Raw genomic sequence first — 22361 nt, 5'->3', positions numbered from 1 at the left:
ATACATGACGGGTAACTGCGTCAGGAGGACACCATGACCCAAACCACGACCAAAATACGGCAATGGTCCGAACTCCTCGCGGACCCGTGGGCGCTGGCCGAAGCCGGGATGGCCTACGGTGCCGACGCCTGGCAGCGTACTATCCTTTTTGCCGACATCGAGCGTGAAGTCGGTGATCAATATCGCCAGAAGCTGCGCGAGGGCAGCCCTGGTGTCCTCAACTTCACCAGTGAGCCGATTCTGTCAGGCCTCGATCTGCCGCGGCCGACCAACTACCGGCTGGTTCGCATCACACCACCGGACGGAAACGTGGTCGACGAAACCAGGCGCCCGTTCGTCGTGATCGATCCCAGAGCCGGCCATGGGCCGGGCATCGGCGGCTTCAAGCCGGACAGCGAGATCGGTGCCGCGCTGAAGGCGGGACACCCTTGCTATTTTGTGGGCTTCCTCCCGGATCCGGTCCCTGGACAAACCGTCGAAGACGTCATGCGGTGTTTCGCGGCCTTCGTCGAGCATGTCGCGCAGCTCCATCCTGGCAGTGAGGGCAAGCCTGCGGTGATCGGGAACTGCCAGGCAGGTTGGCAATTGCTGATGGCCGCCTCCGTCTGGCCGGAGCTGTTCGGTCCACTCATCGTCGCGGGCACACCGCTGTCCTACTGGGCCGGTGACAACCCGATGCGATACGCCGGAGGGCTACTCGGTGGCAGCTGGCTGACGGCCCTGACCAGTGACATGGGAGCAGGCCGCTTCGACGGCGCGTGGCTCGTTCAGAACTTCGAAAATCTCGATCCGGCTAATACGTTATGGGTAAAGCAGTACAACGTTTATGCGAAGGTGGACACCGAGCGGGAACGCTATGTCGGCTTCGAGAAATACTGGGGCGGGTACGTTTTCCTGAATGACGTCGAGATGCAATACATCGTCGACAATCTGTTTATCGGAAACAAGCTCTCCACCGCGCAGTTGCTGACATCCGATGGGCTTCGAGTGGACTTGCGTAACATCCGCTCGCCGATCATCGTGTTCTGCTCCTATGGCGACAACATCTCACCGCCACCGCAGGCGCTCGGATGGATCACGGACCTTTACGACAGTGACGAGGATGTTCTCAGCAACGATCAGACGATCGTGTACACCACACACGACAGTATTGGCCATCTCGGCATCTTCGTCTCCAGCAGCGTCGGCCAAAAGGAGCACCGCAAGTTTGCCAGCTTGATCGATCAGATCGATCTCTTTCCGGCAGGCATCTATCGTGCGACCGTCAGCGCTACGCCCGAGAACGCCCCCGACGTCACGGATCCTTATCTGATGTCGGTCAGGCGCAGCAGTGTCGAGGAGGTTCGTGAGATCGTTCGCCCGGATCCTGAATCGGATCGCCGCTTCGCTGCCGCCGCTCGCGTTTCGGAAATCAATCTCGCTCTCTACCGCAATACCCTCCAGCCTTGGGTACGCGCGTTTGCGACATCGTATTCCGCACGGTGGCTGCAGGCGTTGCATCCCTTGCGAATGTCGTTCGAATCCTGGTCCAGCGATCACCCCCTCGGCGCGGAAGTGCGTGAGCTTGCCGCCGAAATCGGAGACAAGAGACAGCCAGTTCCGTCCGACAATCCGTTCTTGCAGATGCAGAAGGACTTCTCCGATGCACTTGTGCATTTTCTGGATCGCTATCGCGACCACAGGGACGAAATTTACGCGCTTTCATTCGGCCTCATGTTCGGCTCTCCCTGGCTAAAAGCGCTCGCAGGACAACCACTTGCAGATGATCGCCCCGCGAGGTCGCACCCCGGGGGAACACCCGAACACCGCAGGACGGTCCAGGCGTCGATGGCTGGGCTGGAGGCGAAGGTCGAGCAGGGAGAGTTGCTGGAGGCATCGCTGCGCGCGCTTTTCCATGTGCTGAAACATCGTGGTGGCGTCGATGAACGTCTCTACCATCGTGCCGCCCGCCTTTGGGACGATCCGGAGATGCCAGGACCCAGGCAAGCTGACTTTCGCGTGCTTGTCCGCGAACAGGCGCTTTTGCTCTCCCATATGGGAGATGAAGCGATCAAGGCGATCCCAGCTTTGCTTGAAGGATCTGATGCCGAGCATATCGAAAAGGCGGCCCTCGCCATAGGCGAACTTGTCCGCCTGGATGATGAAGCCCTGCCTGAAGCCGCCGCAAACGCGCTGGCCTATGTCACAGGCTTCTTCGAGCAGGCCGCTTTGCACGCGAAAACGACGGCGCAACGCGAGGCGTCACCGGATTCCACCCCGACCGAAGAACCGAGCGCGCCGCCCCAAAATCAAACAGACGGTTCTGAGCCTGGTTCTGACAATTCGGCAGCGCGCAGGACGCCAAATCCTCGGGGTCGTGCACGCAAGCGCCAAAACTGAAGCGGGTTGCCGCTTCGTTTGAAATAATGCCGTTTTCCCTATGCGCCACCCGGACACCGTGGCGTCGATAAAGTGATCGTCATGAAAGAACAAGAAGAATCGCAGAGCCGCAACAAAGATGAGGACGTTCATGCGGCATGGTCGCAGATATGGTCGTCGATCTCGCCCGAATCTCCCTTGCTGGCGTGGATGGACTGGGCAAGCCATCTCGCGACAAGTCCTGGCAAGCGGGCCGATCTGTCTCGCCTGGCTTTCGAGCAAATGGAGCAGATCCATGCGCTGCTGAACGCGGGACTGTCGTCGGAACACAACGCTGGCCTTGCCTCGAAGATGCCGCCGCTTACCGATCGCCGCTTCAGCGATCCAGCCTGGACGCAGTGGCCGTTTAACGTCCTCGGGCAATCGTTTCAGATGCAGACGAGATGGTGGGAGGAAGCCACCCGCGACGTCTGGGGTGTCGATTCTCATCATCAACGCCTCGTCGCTTTCGGCGCCAAACAGTGGATCGAAATGCTGTCGCCGACCAATCTCGCGACGCTCAATCCAGAGGTGATCAAAAAAAGCATCGACGAGGAGGGAGCGAACCTTGCTCGCGGGCTGTCGCATTTTTTTGACGACGTTGCCCGGCGCATGTCCAACCTGCCCCCGGCCGGTGCTAAGAATTTCGTCGTCGGAGAACAGGTCGCCACCACTCCTGGCAAAGTCGTGTTTAGGAACCGGCTGATCGAACTGATCCAGTATGCGCCGACCACTGACCAGGTCCATCCTGAACCGATCCTGATCGTTCCGGCCTGGATCATGAAATACTACATCCTCGATCTATCGCCCCACAATTCCCTGATCCGTTATCTCGTCGATCAAGGGTTCACCGTGTTCTGTATTTCCTGGAAGAACCCGGACGCCGATGATCGCGACATGGGGATGGCGGAGTATATCGAGCTCGGGTTTCAGGCCGCGTTTAATACCGTCACGGCGATCACGGCGGCGAGGAAGGTTCACGCCGCAGGCTATTGCCTCGGTGGCACTCTGCTTTCGATCGTCGCTGCGGCCATGGCGCGAGACAACGACGATCGTCTTGCCTCCGTCACGCTGCTTGCCGCCCAGACGGATTTTACCGAACCTGGCGAGCTGGGCTTGTTCATCAACGAAAGTCAGATCGCTCTGCTGGAAGCGCAGATGGCCGAAGTCGGCTACCTGCATGCCGAGCAGATGAACGCGGCTTTCCAGATGCTGCGCTCATACGACCTGTTCTGGTCACGCATCATAAACGAGTATTTCCTCGGCGAACGACGGCCGATGAACGACCTGATGGCCTGGAATGCGGATGGAACACGGCTCCCGGCAAAGATGCATTCGGAATATCTGCGACGGCTCTATCTTCAGAATGATCTCTCTTCCGGTCGCTATCAGGTTGGAGAGCACCCGGTTTCGCTCGGCGATGTGCGTGTCCCGATCTTCTGCGTGGGAACGACGACGGACCATGTCGCTCCCTGGCGTTCAGTCTACAAACTGCATCTCCTCATCCCCACCGAGATCACCTTTGCACTGACAAACGGCGGCCACAATGCCGGTATCGTCAGCGAGCCTGGGCGTCCGCGCCGCCACTATCAGATCATGAAACGCGTGCCGGGCGACGCCTATGTCTCGCCGGACGAATGGGTCCGGCTTGCACCAACCCGCCAAGGCTCCTGGTGGCCGGAATGGACGGCATGGCTTGCGAGCTATTCGGGCGACCGGGTGATGCCCCCTCGGCTCGGCGGGACAAGCAACATCGAGACGCCGGCCGCTGACGCTCCTGGAGAGTATGTGAAAGCATCCTGATCGTTTCCTTCGATCAGAGAAGCGAAGAACAGATGAGGCGTTCGGTAGCTCGGAAGCCTGGAACTAGCACTACTTTGGAAGATTTTTAGGCGATGCGGGTTTTGGGATTCCCGCGATGCGATCTGCGTGATTCATGGGTTTAACAGGAGTTATGTTTGCAAAGTATGCAGGCTGCCGATTTTGGCGCGCGAAGATCCTTCAAGGATAAACTGGTCGTTTGCCTGCGGCTGGCATATGGCATGCATGTTTTCATCTTAAACTATGCACTCATCTCGAAGGAGGTAGGAAAGCCTTCTGCCCGACCGCTAGAACGCTGGGAGTCGCGGTGAGTGCTCGGTCTTGATCGCCATTCCGAAATCCAGCTTCGTCAGCTTCATTATGTGATCGCGGCAGCCGAACACGGCAGCTTCCGGCAGGCGGCGATAGCGGTTGGTGTGCAGGAATCGGCAATCAGCCGACGCATCCGCGATCTGGAAGACGAGGCTGGCGCGGCGCTGTTCATCCGCTATCAGCGTGGTGTCTTGTTAACCGAAGCCGGTAGAAATTTCGTGAAACGAGCGCGACGGGTCATCAATGAACTCGATCTAGCCGTAAAAGAGGTTCGGGCAGCAGGCAGGGTTGAGGTGGGCGTGCTGCGGATTGGGATATTCACGTCGCTCGCGTCAGGATTCATCGCCGAACTTCTCGAGCGATATCGCGCACAGCATGCTGGCGTCCGCACAAAGTTTGTCGAGGGCGCACCCGCTGTTCACATCGCCGCCGTCCGGCTGCACGAGATCGATATCGCCTTCCTTACCGGCTATCCAAGAGCGATGGGATGTGAAGTGACGAGGCTCTGGTACGAGCATGTCTTTGTAGTCTTGCCGGAGACACACGAGCTGGCCGCGAAGCAGCAGATCGAATGGGCCGACTTGCGCGGCCAACACTTCATCGTGAGCGAGGCGGATCCAGGCCCAGAAATTTATGACTATCTCTTTAAGCACCTATCGGAGCTAGGTCATGCTCCAAGCGTCGAGCGCTGCCCCGTCTACAACAGGGATACACTGATCCGAATGGTGGCTTTGGGCGCGGGCATCACGCTGACCAGCGAGGCGACGACGGGGGCGAAGTTTCCCGGCGTAACCTATCGGCTGCTGGTGACAGAGGATTTGCCCTTCAGTGCCGTCTGGTCTCCGCGCAATGATAATCCGGCACTGAGAAGGATGCTGAGCCTCGCCAGAAGCCTGTCGGTGAAGAGCACCGGAAAGCCCGGTCAGAACCGATGATCGGGCGAGAGGGTGCGCCGAGCTTTGGCGAAGCCTCGATCCGTAGCGATGAACCGTTTCAGCATCGGCACAATTAGCTTGACTGGATCGGTGGCGGGTTGCCCCGTCTCACGTGCAATCACGTTGGCATAAGCAATTAAATCGCTATGCAGTGACGCAGGCAGCGCAAGCGATACCTTTACTGGCCTATCGTCGGCAATTGGGCCAAGTTTCAGCTTTGTCATGGTCAGCCTCTGTAGGGTTCGAGGACGAGATCGCGCGTGACGATAACGCGAACGGGGAAGCCTGGCCGGATGGTCAACGTCGGTGCGACCTGCAATTGGCGCCGGACGATCTGCTGCCCGGCGTCGTTGATGGTGTCCTGTGCGCCGTCGCGGATAGCACGGACCAAGCGGTCCTCATCGCTGACCGCTAGTTCCGTGCCGACCGCGAGCAGCGTGGAGAGACCGGCCGCTTTGGCGAGATCCCACCAGTGATAATCGACCCCATCCTCAAGACCAGCGTATCCTTGCGTGTCGGCGCCCGGCTGGCGTTCGAGGACGATGGAGCGGCCGTTCGGGAAGATCAGCCGGTTCCAGACCAGCAGCGCCCGTCTTTGGCCGAACTGGACGTTGTTGTCGTACTGGCCGACAATCCGCGTGCCTTGCGGAACGAGAAGGCTGCGACCGGTCGGGCTATCGTAGATATTTTCCGTCACCTGGGCCGTGATTTGGCCTGGAAGATCGGAGCGTATCCCGGTGATGAGCGCAGCCGGGATAACCGCGCCGGCCTGGAGCACGAAGGGCGAAGCGGGTGCCAGGACGCGATCCGACGAGGTTGTGCGGCGGTCGGCCGGCCCATTGAGGAAAGCGTTCTGTCGATCCTGGGCGGTTTGCCGGCCTACTTGACCCGCAAGGCCGGCGAGATCGACATCGGGAATGCCAGGTGTGGCCAGACCTACCCGCGCCGCCGCGGTCGTGCCCGGCTGGGTCTGGAAGAAGACTCGCGACGTGCGCGCGGCCTCTTCCTCCTCAATTCGCCGTTGTTCGGCTTCGTCGACACCCGACGTCGCGATCGTCGGAGGAACGACGGGCTGGCCTCGGTTCTGTGCATCCAGAATAGGTCGTCCGAGATCGCCCGGTAAGGGCGGGCCGAGAACAGGGCCGGTGTAGTCTCGCGGCAATCCGGCGAGACCATCCGCGGTCTGGCGATTAGCGGTCGAGTAAAGCTCCTCTCCGTCGCGGCCGGCGTTCCGGGTTTGGAGTGCGTAAATCAGAGCGCCGCCTATGCCGACCAGAGCGACGGCAGTGACGCTCGCAAGCACCTTGCGCGACAGCCGGGTGACGCGCGGCGGCTCGGCCCGCAGACGCATCGGAGCGCTCGTATTGCTGTTTTCCTCGCTCATGACGCGGGCCTCCCGTCGGTACGGACAATCCTCACCGTTTGCTGCTTATCACCGCTGCCGAGGCGCAATTCGGCCGCGCCGAACAGACGATCGACAATCAGGATGTGTCGGTGGACGCGGGTGTTGGCGATCTGGGCTTCGCCCTCTGGACCGATGACGAAGATCGGCGGCATTTCGCCCTGGACGATCCCGCGAGGAAACTCGACGTAAACCCTGCGGCCGTCGTCATAGACGGAGACTGGTTTCCAGGGCGGATTCCCACCAGTCAAACCGTATCGGTAGTTGCGCGCCGCAACGGCCGCGATGACCGGGGTCGCCGGGATGCTCTGGCTTTGTCCGGCGCGCGTCCGCGGATAGGACCATGCGACGGAGGGCATATAAGGCTTCGTTCCGGAAAGCAGCTCAATCATGTAGACACGTCGGTCAGTGGTAACGACGAGATTGGTCGTGATGTCCGGACGGGAGGGCTTCACGAGGATATGCACGCGGCGGGTCGTGCCGCTGCCGCTCTCGGTATCTCCGATAATCCAGCGGGCGGTATCGCCGGCTGCAATCGGCCCGGCGCCCGTCAGCGACTCGCCGGGTTCCAGCGCGATGTCGGTGATCTGCCCAGGAGCTGCATAGACCTGATAGAGCGCGCCGTCTGACCAGGGATATATCTGGATTGCATTGAAGTAGCCCTCCCGGCGCGGCTGCACGCGAGCGGCTGCATTGGCGTTTTCGACGCGAGCGACTGGTGTACTGGCCGCCGTGCCGCCCTTTGCCGGCGTCCAGGCCGGAGGAATGTGGATCGGACGCGGCCGATCGTCAGTTACGGACACCGGAACGGCTGGCAAAGCCGGAACATCCCGATCGTAGCTGATCTCCGGCGGCTTCTGCGGCGTCGCGCAGCCGGCCAACGTAGTGGCGGAAAGCAGCAGAACCGGAAGCACGGATTTACGGAAAGCCGGAATGGCGTGGTTGCGGAAAGCCGGCTTCATTGGCTCATCTCCCGCGACCAGTTGATGGCGTTGACGTAGATCCCCAGCGGATTGACCTTTATCCGCTCAGCATCCCGCGGTGGCTGGATCACGATGGTCAGGATCGCAGTCCATCGCTGGGTGGAGGAGAGCTGGCCATTCTCGAAATGCCGCTCCGTCCAAGCGACACGGAAGCTGTCGGGCGACGCCCGAATGACGCTGGAGACCTCGACTGCGATCTGCTGCTTGCCGACTTTGGTGAACGGGTCGTTGGCGCGGGCGTAGTCATTTAGTGCCGCGGCGCCGCGATCCGTCGTCCATTCGTAAGCTCGGAGCCAGTTCTGCCGGACGATGATCGGGTCGGCCGGAATGCTCCGCGTCTGTTCGATGAAACGCGCGAGGTGCCAGGCGACTTGCGGATCGGTCGGGCGGAAATCGGCGGTGGCGGGCTCGACCGCCTGCGCCTGGCCGAGATTGTCCACCTGAACAACCCATGGCACGACGGTTCCTCGCGCCGACTGATAGACCAGGGCGGCGGCAAAACCGGCCGACAGGATCAGGGAGCCGAACGCCATGTAGCGCCAGTTCTTCGCCTGCACGCGAGCCGAGCCGATACGCTCGTCCCAGACTTGGCTTGCCCTCTGGTACGGCGTTTCGGGTTGGGGCGTCTTGCCGTAATGAACGGCGGGCCTTTTGAAGAGATTCATGAGCGGTCACTTTCAGAGAGATTGACGGATGCGCCGGACCCGTGGCTGTCGCCGGAACGGACGGCATGCGCGGCGGCGCTGACGCCGTGGGAGACATGGCGGCCGCGCTTCATGCGCTGAGCCCATGCGGGGGGCTGGTCAGTCGTCGTCGCGGGCGCGACGGAAGAAGGCTCCGCCTCGCCGCCGACCGACCCCATGGTGGATGTGCCGCCGGTGGCGCCGAAGCCGGCGCGGGCGCCGTCGGAGAAGCTGGATTTCATGCTCTCCGACGCGCGCGACGCAGCTCGACGTAAAGGCGACGTGGCGGCCGATCCGGCAGCGCGCGCGACACCGCCGACGCCGGACGCCACACCCGAAGCGCCGGACTGTCCCATGGAGCCGAGCGTGTAAGCCGACGATGCCGCTCCGGCCGCCGCAGCTCCGCCACGGGCGACCGCGGCTCCCCCGGAGAGAAGCGCTGCGCCGCCTCTCGCGGCAAGCATAGCGCCGCCGCCGGCGGCCAGTGCCGCGCCGCCCACGGCGAGACCGGTGCCGACCGCGGCGCCAGCGCCAAGCTGCGGACCGCCGCTAACGAGACCCGATGCGATGCCGGGTCCAAAGATTCCGAGGCCGACGAGCGAAAGGGCAGCGAGCACGACCGCCATGGCGTCGTCGATGCTCGGGGTCTGGCCACCGAAGCCTTGGGTGAACTGGCTGAAGAGCGTCGAACCGATGCCTACGATGACGGCGAGAACCAGGACTTTGATGCCGCTGGAGATCACGTTGCCAAGCACACGCTCGGCCATGAACGCGGTCTTCCCGAAGAGGCCGAACGGAATCAGCACGAAGCCCGCCAACGTGCTCAATTTGAACTCGATCAGCGTCACGAACAGTTGGACGCTGAGAATGAAAAACGCGAGGATGACGAGCGCCCAGGCAAAGAGCAGGCAAGCGATCTGGATGAAATTCTCGAAGAACGCGATCCAGCCCATCAGATCGGAAATGGATTCGAGCAGCGGCCGTGCCGCGTCGAGGCCGGTCTGCGCCACCTTGCCAGGGCGGAGGAGATCCTGTGCGGTGAAGCCGGTCCCGGAGGCTTTCAGGCCGAGACCCGAAAAGCTGTCGAAGACGATCTTCGCGAGATTGTTCCAGTTGGAAATCAAATAGGCGAAGACGCCGACGAACAGCGTCTTCTTGACGAGGCGTGCGATGATGTCGTCATCGGCGCCCCAGCTCCAGAACAGCGCCGCGAGCGTCACGTCGATCACGATGAGCGTGCTCGCGATAAACGCCACCTCGCCGCTGAGAAGGCCGAAGCCGCTGTCGATGTATTGGGTGAATGTCCCAAGAAAGCTGTCGATTACCCCCGAGCCGCCCATGGATCACCGCCTGTCGCTTGAGGACGGCGATGCCGGAGCAATCGGACGGCCGAGGAATCGATTGCGGGTCTCGGCCCAGACGCGCAGGCATTCGGCGTCGCTCGCGGCCTGCTGACCAAGCTGCTGGCACCGGCGCTGGCCCTCGCGCAGCGGATCGCGCGCGGGCTCGACGATGCGCGCCGGCGCTCCCGCCGGCGCCTCGTCCTTGCGAGTCATCTCCACAACCGCCGCCGTGATGGCGACGGCGACGAATACGACAGCGCCCAGCCGGGCCAGCATCTTGCTGTCCATGACAGTGCTCCTTTCTGGCCCTCAGTTGCCGTTGAACATCCGCGCGCTGCCGGGGTGATAGCCGGAGCCGGGCGTCAGAAAGCGGCGGCGCTGTTCGCGCCCCTGCTCGGCCGCGGCGGTGCGCTCGGCTTCGGTCAGCGCGCCCGATCGACCATTGGCGGCGAGCAGCGCGACCAGATCGGAAAGCTGCTGCGACTGGAGGGCGAGGAGCTGGTTGCCGGCCTGCGTGGCCTGAAGCGCGCCGGTCGCGCCCTGGCTCTGGCTCACCAGTTCGCTCATCTGCGTACGGTTGGTGTCGATGTTACCAACGACGCCGGCCTGCACGCGCATCGCGTCCTGCAAGCTGCCGACGGTGTTCTGCCAGCGGCTACGCGCAGCGGTGACGAGCTGCTGCTCGCTCGCCGACATCGAGACGCTGCCGTATTGCTGCTGGAACACCTGATCGATGTTCTGCACGTCGAAGGCAATGTTCTGCGCCTGCTTCAGGAGCTGCTGGGTTTTTTGAACATTCTGCTGAAGGGTCTGGAGCGAGGAGAACGGCAGGTTTGCCAGATTCCTCGCCTGGTTGATGAGCATGGTCGCTTCGTTCTGAAGCGAGGTGATCTGGTGGTTGATCTGCTCCAGCGTACGCGCGGCTGTTAGGACATTTTGCGCGTAGTTGCTGGGGTCATAGACAATTTTCCACGCATAAGCGGGCACGGTCGCCAACGGCGAAACTGCGATCGGGACGGCCAGCATGGCGGCAGCAAGAACGGCGGAGGATTTGCGAAGTCGATGGATGCTCATGGCTGAAGATCCTTTTCGGGCTGGGGGGTGAGCGTTGGGAAATTCGGGAGCAGGTCGATCGCCCAGCCGAGTTCGCGGGCTTCGAGCCAAGCGGCGAGGAAGCCCTCGCGGCCGTGCTCGGCGACGAGGTTGGCGATCAGGGTCTGGTCGGATTTCGACGATGCGGCGCAGAGCGCCAGGCCGAGTTCTGAGAGGCCCAGCTCGAAAAGGCGATTTCCGCGGCGAGACTGGCAGTAGTAGTCGCGCTTGGGCGTCGCTCGCGCGAGGATCTCGATCTGACGGTCATTGAGACCGAAGCGGCGATAGATGGCTGTGATCTGCGGTTCGACTGCCCGTTCGTTCGGGAGGAGCAGTCGCGTCGGGCAACTTTCGATGATGGCCGGGGCAATGTCCGAATTATCGATGTCGCTGAGCGACTGGGTGGCGAAGATGACCGAGGCGTTTTTCTTGCGCAGCGTCTTCAGCCATTCGCGGAGCTGGCCGGCGAAGCCTTCGTCGTCTAGCGCCAGCCAGCCTTCGTCGATGATGAGCAGCGTCGGCCGCCCGTCCAGCCTGTCGCCAATGCGGTGGAAGAGATAGGCGAGCACAGCAGGCGCAGCGCCCGTTCCGACCAGCCCCTCGATCTCGAATGCCTGCACGTCGGCCGAGCCGAGATGCTCGGCTTCGGCATCGAGCAAGCGGCCATAGGGACCGCCGACGCAGTACGGGCGGAGTGCCTGCTTGAGTTCGTTGGACTGGAGAAGGACGCTGAGGCCAGTGATCGTGCGCTCACCGACCGGCGCCGATGCGAGGGAGGTGAGCGCCGTCCAGATGTGCTCCTTTGCCTCCGGGGTGATTTTAATCCCTTCCCGCAGGAGGATCGCGACGGTCCAGTCGGCGGCCCAGGCACGCTCATAGGTGTCGTGAATGCGGGCCAGCGGCTGGAGCGATACCGAGGATTCCGATCCTTCGGTCAGGCCGCCGCCGAGATCGTGCCAGTCGCCGCCCATGGCGAGCGATGCTGCGCGGATCGAACCGCCGAAATCGAAAGCGAAGACCTGGCTGCGGAGGTAACGGCGGAACTGCAACGCCATGAGGGCGAGAAGCACGGATTTGCCCGCCCCTGTTGGGCCGACGACGAGCGTGTGGCCGACATCACCGACATGCAAAGACAACCGGAACGGGGTCGAACCTTCGGTTCTGCCGTAAAGCAGCGGGGGCGCATCGAAGTGATCGTCCCGTTCCGGCCCCGCCCACACGGCGGAGAGGGGAATCATGTGGGCGAGATTGAGCGTCGAGATCGGCGGCTGACGCACGTTTGCATAGACATGGCCGGGCAGACTGCCGAGCCAGGCGTCCACCGCGTTCACCGTCTCGATCATCGCCGTGAAGTCGCGGCCCTGGATGACCTTCTCGACCAGCCGCAGTTTTTCGTCGGCAAGACGCGGGTCGGCGTCCCAGACCGTGATCGTGGCGGTGACATAGGCCATGCCGGCGACGTCGGCGCCGAGCTCCTGCAAGGCCATGTCCGCGTCGGCGGCCTTGTTGGCGGCGTCGGTGTCCACCAGCACCGACTGTTCGTTGGTCATCACCTCCTTGAGGATCGCGGCAATCGACTTGCGCTTGGCGAACCACTGCCGCCTAATTTTGGTCAGCAGCTTGGTCGCGTCGGTCTTGTCGAGGAGGATCGCACGCGTTGACCAGCGATACGGGAAGGCCAGCCGGTTCAGATCGTCGAGCAGGCCCGGCGTTGTCGCGGTCGGGAAGCCGACGACGGTCAGCACACGCAGGTTCTGATCGCCAAGACGTGGCTCCAGACCGCCGGTGAGCGGCTGATCGGCGAGCAGCGCGTCGAGATAGATCGGCGTTTCCGGTACGCGGACACGATGGCGTTTCGTCGACACGCTGGAATGCAGGTAGGTCAGCGTCTCGCTGTCATCGAGCCAGCCGCAGGACGGCATGAAACCGTCGAGCAGCGCCAGCACGCGATCGGTGCGGTCGGTGAAGGCACGCAGAATCTCGTACGGGTCGACGCCCGAGCGCTCACGCCCTTCATAAAGCCAGGACTCGGTGCGCGCTGCTTCCTCGGCCGGTGGAAGAAACAGGAATGTGAGAAAATAGCTCGATACGAAATGTGCGCCGGCTTCTTCGAAGTCGGCCTTGCGCTCGGCATCGACCAAAGCCGACGCGGGATCGGGAAAGATGTTGTCGGGATAGGTGGCAGCCTCGTACCGTTGCGCCTCGACGAAAATGCTCCAGCCCAGGCCAAGGCGGCGGAAAGCGTTGTTGATGCGGCTCGCAACGGCAATCAGCTCGGCCGCGACGGAGGAATCCAGATCCGGACCCCGAAAGCGGGCCGTGCGCTGAAACGAGCCATCCTTGTTCAGCACGACGCCGGGAGCGACCAGAGCGACCCATGGCAAATAGTCGGCGAGGCGAGCGGCAGTGCGACGATATTCGGCGAGATTCATCATGGCCGCCTCCTCACACCGCGAGGAAAGCCGGAATGCGCAGATGCCTGCGCCCGACCTCGACAAAGAGCGGATCGCGACGGGCCGCCCAGACGGCCACGAAATGACCGATTGCCCAGATGGTGAGGCCGACGAGCCAGAGGCGCAGGCCGAGGCCCACGGCCCCGGCCAGCGTGCCGTTCATGATCGCGATGGAGCGCGGCGCACCGCCCAGCAGGATGTGCTCGGTCAAGGCGCGATGGACGGGCACCGAAAAGCCCGGCACCGCGTCGAGTTGTTCGAGGACCGCCGCCATCAGACAAGTACCCCGCCGCCGAAGCTGAAGAAGCTGAGGAAGAACGAGCTGGCCGCGAAGGCGATCGACAGACCGAATACGATCTGGATCAGGCGGCGGAAGCCGCCGCTGGTGTCGCCGAAGGCGAGCGCCAGGCCGGTGGCGATGATGATGATCACCGCCACGATCTTGGCGACCGGCCCCTCGATCGACTGGAGGATCTGTTGAAGCGGCTGTTCCCACGGCATGGAGGAGCCGGAGGCATGGGCCGGCGGCGTGGCGGCCAGTATCATGATGGTGAAGAGCGCGGTCGAACTGGCGAGACGCCGGTAGCTGCCGCGCATGATCGAGTCGGCGGGCAGATCTGGACCGATGGGCACGGACGACAGGACGGGTGGATTGGTCACATTCGGAACGACGGGCGAATTCATTCAGCTTCTCCATTCGAGGTGGTTGCGGGGGTGATGCGGTAGTCGCCGGTGGCGGGATCGATGCCGTCGACACGCGCGAGCTCGGCGAGCCGGCGCGACGAGCCGCGGCCGGAGAGGACGGCGACGAGATCGATGGTCTCGGCGATCAGCGCGCGCGGAACGGTGACGACGGCTTCCTGGATGAGTTGCTCGAGGCGACGCAGCGCGCCGATGCCGGAGCCAGCGTGGATGGTGCCTATGCCGCCGGGGTGGCCGGTGCCCCAGGCTTTGAGCAGGTCGAGCGCTTCTGAACCGCGGACCTCGCCGATGGGAATGCGGTCGGGCCGGAGGCGAAGCGAGGAGCGGACGAGATCGGAAAGCGTGGCAACGCCATCCTTGGTCCGCATCGCGACCAGGTTCGGCGCTGCGCATTGCAGCTCGCGGGTATCCTCGATGATGACGACGCGATCTGCTGTCTTCGCCACTTCGGCGAGCAGCGCGTTGGTCAGCGTTGTCTTGCCGGTAGAAGTGCCCCCAGCGACGAGTATGTTGGCGCGGGACTGGACCGCCGTGCGCAGCTTCACCGCCTGGTCGGCCGTCATGATGCCGGCGGCCACATAATCGTCGAGCGTGAAGACCGCGACAGCCGGCTTGCGAATAGCGAAGGCGGGTGATGCTACGACTGGCGGAAGCAGCCCCTCAAAACGCTCACCCGATTCCGGCAACTCGGCCGAGACGCGCGGCGAGCGGGCGTGGACCTCCGCACCGACATGGTGCGCGACCAGACGCACGATGCGCTCGCCATCGGCGGCCGTCATCGTCTCGCCGGTGTCGGCCAGCCCTTCGGAAAGCCGATCCACCCAGATGCGCCCATCGGGATTCAGCATCACCTCGACCACGGCCGGGTCTTCCAGAAATCGCGCGATGGCGCTGCCGAGCGCGGTGCGCAGCATGCGCGCGCCACGCTGGCTCGCTTCCTGCCTGTGGTGGATAGATGCCATTTCGTCCCCGTTTCTCGTGGGGACGCAACAGATGATCCCCGGATCGGGGATGATTAAAAGAGCCCGGAGTCAGGCCGATTCAACAAGTTTCGGTCGTAGTAGTAGCGTGGCGTGCAAATACAGATTCCATGGGGAAAATGTCGTGCGCTGGAAGCCACGGCGTTCTTTTGCAAACTCTGGCGAAGAAGATGCAGCAATAGGAGCCGTACCATGGAGAAGACTGTCGATTTCATCATCCCCAAGAGCGTTCCGGAAGCCGTTCTGGTCTCGCTGGAACTGTCGCGAACCAAATGGCTGGTGACAGTGATTCGCCCCACCAACCATGTCCGAATGTCACGCTATCTGGTTGCTGGTGGAGATCTTGAGGATCTGTTGGCGAAGCTCTCGGAATTCCGTATGAGGGCCAGCCGGGAGCTGGGGCACGATGTCCCGGTCATTTCCATTCAGGAAGCTGGATATGAAGGATTCTGGCTCCGCCGGGCATTGGAAGCCGCCGGTGTGCAAAGCCACATCGTCGATCCGGCCTCGATTGCCCAGCCCAGACGGGCGCGAAACGCCAAGACCGATAGGATCGACGGCGAGATGTTGCTCAGAACGCTGATGGCTTGGCTCCGTGGCGACCCGCGCGTCTGCTCGATGGTCAGGCCGATCAATCCCGAAGATGAGGATCGTCGCCGCCTGACTCGCGAACGCCGCGAACTGATCGGCGAGCGCGTACGGCTTGTGAATCGAATGAAGGGCCTTCTGCTATCGCAGGGAATCCGTGACTATGAACCCATGCGACCGAACAGACGTCCGCGACTCACCGAACTGCGGACGGGAGACGGCCGTGCCCTTGGGCACAACATGAAGCATCAACTCGAACGCATGCTGGATCGTTTGGAACTGCTCCTCGTCCAGATGAAGGCGATCGAGGAAGCCCGGCTCGAGCTGGCCAAACAGTGTATCGCGCCGGCCGATGTCGAGGATGCGGCAGTCAGCGACATAAGTGCGGGTTCACTGCTCATGAAGATCAGAGGCATTGGGCCCGAATTTGCCTCGGTCATGGTGACCGAAGGCCTTTTCCGCAGATATGAGAACCGGCGGCAGATTGCGTCCTATGCGGGGCTGGCCCCGACTCCGTGGCGAAGTGGATCGATCAATCGCGAACAAGGCATCTCGCAGGCGGGCAACCCACGCCTGCGCACGGCCATGATCGAATTGGCCTGGCTTTGGCTGCGGCATCAGCCTGATAGCCGCCTTGCACGATGGTTCCATGAACGAACCGGTCCGCAAGGAGGTAGGATGAAGAAGATCATGATCGCCGCGCTGGCGCGAAAACTCCTCGTGGCGCTGTGGAAATATGTCACCCAGGGTGTGTTGCCCGACGGGGTCGCAATGAAAGCCGCGTGATGTTCCCTTTCTTCGTGGCCTGATCAGCGACGAAGAAATCGGGCTGACGGACCGTCCGTTCTCCTGGCCTGTATGCCGCAATACAGAATGGTTCCGTCTCCCGAGCCCTGCCGCCGAAAGCGGAATGTTGGTGCAGCCGTCGAGGACGGCGACCGGATGTGAGGTTTGCGCGTGGAGCAACGCGCATGACGATAAAGGCTCGCCCGAAATCCCGATGATCAGAGACCAGGAATGATAACCATGAAACAACGATCACCGCCTTGACCAACCTCTCCCCATGTGAGGAGAACGGCGGTGCGCCTCTGTTCTTGAACTGGTCGTATCGATTCCCAGATGCCGCGCGCGAGGTGTTCAGGCGTCCGATTCGGGCACATCTTCTGAAATCTCCTGACGGAGCTTCGGCCCCTGCGCCAGACGCCGGCCCAGCGCGGTGATGAACGCTTCATATCGCTCGCTGGATTTGGCACGCGCTGCCTGCGCCGCCGGCTCCGGCAAGGCGGGCGTCGTGGTGATCCAGAAGCGGATGAACACCGCAAGGGTCTCGACGGCGATGCCAACGTCCCGTTCCAGGCGCGTCATGCGGCGGTCGATCTGGTCGAGGCGCTTGGCGACGATCGCCTCCCGTCGCTCGGCATCGTCCGGCGAGAGGAACGACGCGATAGCCGCCTCTGCTATCATGGACTGCGATTGATCGCGGCGGGCGGCGAAATCCGCCAGCGTCTTCTCGACATCGGGGTCCAGATAGACCGTGGTCTTTATCTTCTTCCGGTGACTGGTCATGGCGCCTACAGTTCCATGCCGTCATTCGGATCGAGCGAGACCTGCCGTGCGACGCCCTGCATCTGGCGGATCATGCGCTGGTTGCGCACGGCATCCTCATCGACGTCGTCAGGCGGCTCGATCTCGAACTCGTTCTCGATCGGCGCTTTCTTTTCTACCGGCTTTACCCGGTGGAGCTCGTGCTGCAGCCGCCGTTCGGATTCGGTCGGGTCCTCGTCGTCGGATCGACCTGCGGGTTGCGCATTGAGCGCTTCCGGCCGCGCCGGGATCGGCAGGCTGGTCCAGTCGTCCGGACGAATATGTTCCGGGCGGTTCAGGGCGGGCGGCGACATTAGGCGTTCGCGGAAACGGGCATCCTCATAGTAGCGAGCCTTTTTCGCCCGGATCGGCGGAATGCCGGCGACCATGACGATCTCGTCGGCCGGCGGAAGCTGCATGATCTCGCCCGGCGTGAGCAACTGGCGGGCGGTTTCCGAGCGGGACACCATCAGGTGGCCGAGCCAGGGCGACAGACGGTGCCCGGCATAGTTTTTCATGGCCTTCATCTCGGTGGCCGTCCCGAGCGCGTCCGAGACGCGCTTGGCCGTCCGCTCGTCGTTCGTCGCGAAGCTCACGCGAACATGGCAGTTGTCGAGGATCGAATTGTTCGGCCCATAGGCTTTCTCGATCTGGTTCAGCGATTGCGCGATCAGGAAGCTCTTCAACCCATACCCCGCCATGAAGGCCAGCGCGGTCTCGAAGAAGTCGAGGCGGCCGAGCGCGGGAAACTCGTCGAGCATGAGGAGGAGACGATGGCGCCCGGTCTTCGCCTGGAGCTCTTCGGTCAGGCGACGGCCGATCTGATTGAACAGCAGGCGGATCAGCGGCTTGGTCCGGTTGATGTCGCTGGGCGGCACGACGAGGTAGAGCGTCGTCGGATGCTCGCCGCCGACGATGTCGCTGATCCGCCAGTCGCAGCGCCGCGTGACCTCGGCAACGACAGGATCGCGGTACAATCCGAGAAACGACATGGCGGTTGATAGAACGCCGGAGCGCTCATTGTCGGATTTGTTGAGGAGCTCGCGCGCCGCGCTGGCCACGACAGGGTGTGGGCCGGCCTCGCCCAGATGCGCTGTCTTCATCATGGCGCGCAGCGTCGACTCAACCGGGCGCTTCGGATCGGAGAGGAAGTTGGCGACGCCGGCCAGAGTCTTTTCCGGCTCGGCATAGAGGACATGCAGGATTGCACCGACCAGAAGTGAATGGCTGGTCTTTTCCCAGTGATTCCTTTTGTCCAGGCTCCCCTCGGGATCAACGAGAATGTCGGCGATGTTCTGGACGTCGCGAACCTCCCATTCGCCCCGGCGGACCTCGAGCAGCGGATTGCAGGCGGAGGATTTGGGATTGGTCGGATCGAACAGCAACACACGGCCATGGAGTGACCGGAAGCCCGCGGTCAGCGTCCAGTTCTCACCCTTGATATCATGGACGATCGCCGAGCCCGGCCAGGTGAGGAGCGAAGGCACGACGAGACCGACACCCTTGCCGGATCGGGTAGGCGCAAAGCACAGCACATGCTCCGGCCCATCATGGCGCAGATACTCGCGATCGTATCGGCCGAGTACCACGCCGTCGGGATCGAGCAGACCCGCAGCCTCGATCTCGGGCTTCTCTGCCCAGCGGGCCGAGCCATAGGTGGCGACATTCTTCTGTTCGCGCGCTCGCCAGACCGACATGCCGATGGCGACCGCGATCGCGATGAAACCGCCCGACGCAGCGATCATGCCGCCGGTCGCGAATATGCCCGGCGCGTAGGCGTCGTAAAAGTACCACCACCACATGATAGCGGCCGGAAAATAGATCGGAACGCCGAAGAGCCTGAACCACGGCTCGCCGAGCTGCGCCTGATAGCCGAGGCTCCACGCAACATACTGCGTCGCGCCCCAGGTGGTAACGAGCACGATCAGGAAGACGATCGTGATCTGTCCCCAGAGGATCTTGGTGCCGGACATGGCGAGGCTCCTTTCTGACGGGTGTTAGAGGCCGATCCCCCGCTTGCGGCCGAAGTCCCAGTCGACGCCGCCATCGTCGCGGGCGACGCCGGAGACGTGGCGGCCGATCTGCTTTTCGAGAGAGGGAGACCAGGGTACGAGCTGGAAGCCGAGGCCGTCGTCGATCATGGCGAAGCGGCCGGAGGCGAGCGTGAAGCGCTGGCGATAGGAGCCGGCGACATACTCGCCGCCGTCGGCATAGTTGAATGGCCGGCCGGTCTCGGCGGCGAGCTTTTCGCCCAGCGCACTGACCTCGCGATCGCATAGCGTGTTGAGCAGTCGCCGCGCGAAGACGACGCGCCCGCCCTGCCGTTCGGCGAGACCTTCGCCGATCAGGTGCTCGGCGCGTTGCTCGAGGGCCCGCTGTACCTCGGCGCCGAAGCCACCCTCCGAGAGCTCGATGGGCTCGCGGGCAACCGCCTGCCGATCGAGCCAGGTAGCACCCGCTGCGTTGACCTGAGAGTGGATATCCAGATCGGAGCGGACGGCGAGCGCGACGCGGCGCTGACCTTGCGCATCCTCGTAAGCGCGCAGCTCGACGATCGATCCGGGTGGGCTGTCGCCAGCGGCATCGAGATGCGGCAGCTTGATATGATGGGTGCGACCGTCGACACCGTCGACCACGGCATAGGCCGTCCCCTTCAGCTCGTCATCCAGACCGCGTTCGAGCAGGCGACCGACAACGGGCACGTCGAGGCTTTCCCCGGCGAGCACATAGCTTGCCGAGCCGCGCTCGATGCCGCGCTCGGTGAGAGCGCGGTGCATGCGCTTGATGATGTCGCCGCGCTCGCCGAGCTCGCGCAGGACGCTCTCCGCCTCGGGCCTGATGAACCATTGCGAATGGCCGACCTGTCCCGCGACACCGAGAATTTCCAGCGTCCGCAGCCGGCCGACCTTCAGCGCGTGGAACTCGTCCGGCTGGCGGTCGGCGCGCGGCGCGAGATCGATGATGCCGGACTTGCCGGCGTCGCGGACAAGCTGGCGGTCGAGCTGCGTCCAGCGTTCGGTCTCGATCTGGCTTTCGAGAGTACGGCGGATATCGAGATCGGTGCGCGGTCCCAACTCCTGGGTGATGAGCTCGCGCGCCCGGTCGCGCATGCCCTCCTTGATGTAGTCGCGCGAGATCACGAGGTCCTGGCCATCGTCCCGCACGCCGCGCACGATCAGGTGGACATGCGGATGCTCGGTGTTCCAGTGATCGACGGCGACCCAGTCGAGCTTCGTGCCGAGATCTTTTTCCATCTGGCCGACGAGATCGCGGGTGAAGGATCTAAGGTCCGCCATGTCGGGGGCGTCGTCGGGCGAGACGATGAAGCGGAAATGATGCCGGTCATCGCCACAGCGCTCTGCGAAGGCGCGGGCGTCGGCATTCTCCGTTCCCGGCCCGAACAGCCGCGCCTTCTCCCCGTCACGGGTCACGCCGTCGCGGCGCAAATAGTCGAGATGCGTTCCGAGCGGCGCGGATCGAGCGGTGTGACGGACCACACGCGCCTTGACGACGGCGCCACGCGTGCGCGACGTGATGAGGCGATTAGCCTGAATGCTGGCGCGCTGGCCACGCCCGAAGCGTGAGCGATTGCCGGAGGTGACGCGGCCGGATCGCGAGACGCCGCCGCCTGCCTTCTTCGCTGCAGCGAGCGCCTGCGCAACAAAAGGCCGGGTCTGTTGCGCGCGGGTCGATCGGATGCGGCCCGGACGTATGCGGAACTCGAGGTCATCGAACATGACGCGACTCCGCACGGTGCAAAAAGGACCGAAAAATCAGGAACATGGGCGCGGAGCGCACGGTGCGCGAAGGCGCTACACGGTGCGGAACGCGCCAAAAACATGAACAAAAACAACCGCCCGACCGAAGCGCACCGTGCGCCCTTTTATCCTGCCATCGTCCGGTCGCTGCGCCTGCCCCCACCCCCGGCGTTCTCCACGACACGCCAGAGCCCGAGGGGATGCACCTTGATGGAGGGCCGCTCATGGCCGGCCTCCCGCTGCATTGCCCGCGACAAACAGCTCTTGGCGTTGCAAGGCGGTGATCGAATCCGGGGTCGCCGTGAGGGATGGGAGCGCGTGGTCTGACGCGCGGCCCGCCTGCGCTGGACTGGCGGCGGAAGTGCCACCCTCGCGCACGACGAAGATCCCCGCCTCGCGCCAGTCGGGCGGTCGCACGATAATGGAGCCGCCGTTCAAGGGCCGCTCGCCGCGCAGCGCGGGCGCAAGCGAAGCGACGTAGGCCCGCGTCTCGGCAGGCAGCGGGCGACCTTTCGAGCGATGCTCGTCGTAGCGCGCCGGGCCGGCATTGTAGGAGGCGAGCATGGCTGCGACGTCGCCGTAGCGGTCCCACATTTCACGGAGGTACGCGGTGCCGGCAAGGATGTTGTCGCGAGGATCGTAGGGATCGCGACCAAGGCCGTGGCGGGTGCGGAGCTCGGCCCATGTGTCGGGCATGACCTGCATAAGGCCCATCGCGCCCGCCGACGATACGGCGCGCACATCGCCCGCGCTTTCTGCAGCCATCACGGCGACGATCCAGGCTGCCGGGACGCCGAAGCGTCGCGACGCCTCGGTGATGTTCGCGGCGTGCGGATGCGCCGACGCGGCTCCGACGGTGGACGGAACCTGCGCCAGAACAGCGGGCGTTTCAGCCGCGGCGAACGTCAGGCCGGAAAGAAGAAGGAGGAGCGCTGAGCGCCGGACAGCAGTCAAGCCGCCGGCGCTGGCGCGGTGCTGAACCGCCGCCATTCAGTCCTCCTTCCGCTTCTTGGAAGTGAGGTTGGTGTGCAGGCCCCAGGCGGAGCCGTCGTCACCGGCGCGGAAGAGGTTGGCGCGCAGAGTGCCGCCGAACAACGGGCTGTAGATCTCGACGGAGAAGAATTCGCCGGCCCGATCTCCGACGGCCGCCCAGGCGGCGCCGATCGGTAGCCCGTCCTCGTCGCCGAGCAGGACGCGATAGGCTGGAGCGTTCTTGGCCTCCGAGGGCTCGGCGGCGACGAAGGTGATTTCCTCGTCGATGCCAAGCGCCCTGAACCGCCCTTCGAAGCCGGATTCCGTGCGTGTGAAAAGTCCGATGTTGGCCATGA

General features: G+C 63.3%; 20 protein-coding genes. 4 read left to right on the top strand and 16 right to left on the bottom strand.

The annotated features are described in order from the left end of the window. Positions 1-33: 33 nt before the first annotated feature. The 3 genes from MOE34_RS02445 (at position 34) to MOE34_RS02435 (ending at position 5465) form a co-directional block, all read left to right on the top strand. Positions 34-2379 (top strand): DUF3141 domain-containing protein, encoded by a 2346-nt coding sequence (locus MOE34_RS02445; protein ID WP_242220592.1) that lies wholly within the window; start codon positions 34-36, stop codon positions 2377-2379. An 81-nt stretch (positions 2380-2460) separates the two neighbouring features. Beyond that, a complete protein-coding gene (locus MOE34_RS02440) occupies positions 2461-4200 on the top strand; it encodes a PHA/PHB synthase family protein (RefSeq protein ID WP_242220590.1) in 1740 nt (579 codons plus the stop codon). A 329-nt stretch (positions 4201-4529) separates the two neighbouring features. Then, complete coding sequence (locus tag MOE34_RS02435) at positions 4530-5465, top strand: LysR family transcriptional regulator (RefSeq protein ID WP_242220588.1); 936 nt, start codon at positions 4530-4532, stop codon at positions 5463-5465. On the opposite strand, the gene MOE34_RS02430 is transcribed toward MOE34_RS02435, so the two are convergent. The 11 genes from MOE34_RS02430 to trbB all read right to left on the bottom strand — a co-directional run bounded on the left by MOE34_RS02430 (position 5453) and on the right by trbB (position 15085). Continuing rightward, positions 5453-5689, bottom strand: a complete 237-nt coding sequence (locus tag MOE34_RS02430) for a DUF2274 domain-containing protein (RefSeq protein WP_242220586.1) — start codon at positions 5687-5689, stop codon at positions 5453-5455. The genes MOE34_RS02435 and MOE34_RS02430 overlap by 13 nt on opposite strands. A gap of 2 nt (positions 5690-5691) precedes the next feature. After that, the gene (locus MOE34_RS02425) at positions 5692-6849 is read right to left on the bottom strand and encodes a TrbI/VirB10 family protein (RefSeq protein ID WP_242220584.1); all 1158 of its coding nucleotides are present in this window, start codon (positions 6847-6849) and stop codon (positions 5692-5694) included. Continuing rightward, positions 6846-7829 (bottom strand): P-type conjugative transfer protein TrbG, encoded by a 984-nt coding sequence (trbG, locus tag MOE34_RS02420; protein WP_242220582.1) that lies wholly within the window; start codon positions 7827-7829, stop codon positions 6846-6848. The genes MOE34_RS02425 and trbG overlap by 4 nt, the downstream gene beginning before the upstream one ends. Then, positions 7826-8515 carry a conjugal transfer protein TrbF gene (gene trbF / locus MOE34_RS02415; RefSeq protein ID WP_242220580.1) on the bottom strand — a complete coding sequence of 230 codons (690 nt, stop codon included), beginning with the start codon at positions 8513-8515 and terminating at the stop codon, positions 7826-7828. The genes trbG and trbF overlap by 4 nt, the downstream gene beginning before the upstream one ends. Further along, positions 8512-9873: a P-type conjugative transfer protein TrbL gene (gene trbL / locus MOE34_RS02410; protein WP_242220578.1), complete on the bottom strand. Its 1362-nt coding sequence runs from the start codon at positions 9871-9873 to the stop codon at positions 8512-8514. Before trbL ends, trbF begins: the two co-directional genes overlap by 4 nt. 3 nt (positions 9874-9876) lie before the next feature. Next, positions 9877-10164, bottom strand: a complete 288-nt coding sequence (gene trbK-alt / locus MOE34_RS02405; protein WP_242220571.1) for a putative entry exclusion protein TrbK-alt — start codon at positions 10162-10164, stop codon at positions 9877-9879. 21 nt (positions 10165-10185) lie between these two features. Continuing rightward, on the bottom strand, positions 10186-10950 hold the full coding sequence (gene trbJ, locus MOE34_RS02400; protein ID WP_242220569.1) for a P-type conjugative transfer protein TrbJ: 765 nt from the start codon (positions 10948-10950) through the stop codon (positions 10186-10188). Beyond that, positions 10947-13403, bottom strand: coding sequence for a conjugal transfer protein TrbE (trbE, locus tag MOE34_RS02395; protein WP_242220567.1), 2457 nt, complete (start codon positions 13401-13403; stop codon positions 10947-10949). Before trbE ends, trbJ begins: the two co-directional genes overlap by 4 nt. Positions 13404-13413: 10 nt before the next feature. After that, positions 13414-13695 (bottom strand): VirB3 family type IV secretion system protein, encoded by a 282-nt coding sequence (locus MOE34_RS02390; protein WP_242220565.1) that lies wholly within the window; start codon positions 13693-13695, stop codon positions 13414-13416. Then, positions 13695-14018 (bottom strand): TrbC/VirB2 family protein, encoded by a 324-nt coding sequence (locus MOE34_RS02385; protein WP_394013052.1) that lies wholly within the window; start codon positions 14016-14018, stop codon positions 13695-13697. Before MOE34_RS02385 ends, MOE34_RS02390 begins: the two co-directional genes overlap by 1 nt. A gap of 83 nt (positions 14019-14101) precedes the next feature. Continuing rightward, positions 14102-15085, bottom strand: a complete 984-nt coding sequence (gene trbB / locus MOE34_RS02380) for a P-type conjugative transfer ATPase TrbB (RefSeq protein ID WP_242220564.1) — start codon at positions 15083-15085, stop codon at positions 14102-14104. A gap of 210 nt (positions 15086-15295) precedes the next feature. On the opposite strand from trbB, the gene MOE34_RS02375 reads away from it, so the two are divergent. After that, positions 15296-16477 (top strand): IS110 family transposase, encoded by a 1182-nt coding sequence (locus MOE34_RS02375; protein ID WP_242220563.1) that lies wholly within the window; start codon positions 15296-15298, stop codon positions 16475-16477. 351 nt (positions 16478-16828) lie between these two features. On the opposite strand, the gene MOE34_RS02370 is transcribed toward MOE34_RS02375, so the two are convergent. From MOE34_RS02370 to MOE34_RS02350, 5 genes are all read right to left on the bottom strand, one after another. Next, complete coding sequence (locus tag MOE34_RS02370) at positions 16829-17257, bottom strand: CopG family transcriptional regulator (RefSeq protein WP_133036410.1); 429 nt, start codon at positions 17255-17257, stop codon at positions 16829-16831. A gap of 5 nt (positions 17258-17262) precedes the next feature. Then, entirely contained in the window at positions 17263-19248 is a 1986-nt protein-coding gene (locus MOE34_RS02365; RefSeq protein ID WP_242220562.1) for a conjugal transfer protein TraG, read from the bottom strand. A gap of 24 nt (positions 19249-19272) precedes the next feature. Then, complete coding sequence (locus tag MOE34_RS02360; RefSeq protein WP_242220561.1) at positions 19273-21012, bottom strand: relaxase/mobilization nuclease domain-containing protein; 1740 nt, start codon at positions 21010-21012, stop codon at positions 19273-19275. A gap of 243 nt (positions 21013-21255) precedes the next feature. Next, positions 21256-22023 carry a lytic transglycosylase domain-containing protein gene (locus tag MOE34_RS02355; RefSeq protein WP_242220559.1) on the bottom strand — a complete coding sequence of 256 codons (768 nt, stop codon included), beginning with the start codon at positions 22021-22023 and terminating at the stop codon, positions 21256-21258. Beyond that, positions 22024-22359 carry a DUF736 domain-containing protein gene (locus MOE34_RS02350; protein WP_094543428.1) on the bottom strand — a complete coding sequence of 112 codons (336 nt, stop codon included), beginning with the start codon at positions 22357-22359 and terminating at the stop codon, positions 22024-22026. It lies immediately after the preceding gene. Between the last annotated feature and the right edge of the window lie 2 nt (positions 22360-22361).

Source organism: Shinella zoogloeoides (assembly GCF_022682305.1).
GTDB lineage: Bacteria > Pseudomonadota > Alphaproteobacteria > Rhizobiales > Rhizobiaceae > Shinella > Shinella zoogloeoides_B.
The sequence above is the reverse complement of the archived record's forward strand: the minus strand, read 5'-3'. Positions and strand labels throughout refer to the sequence as shown.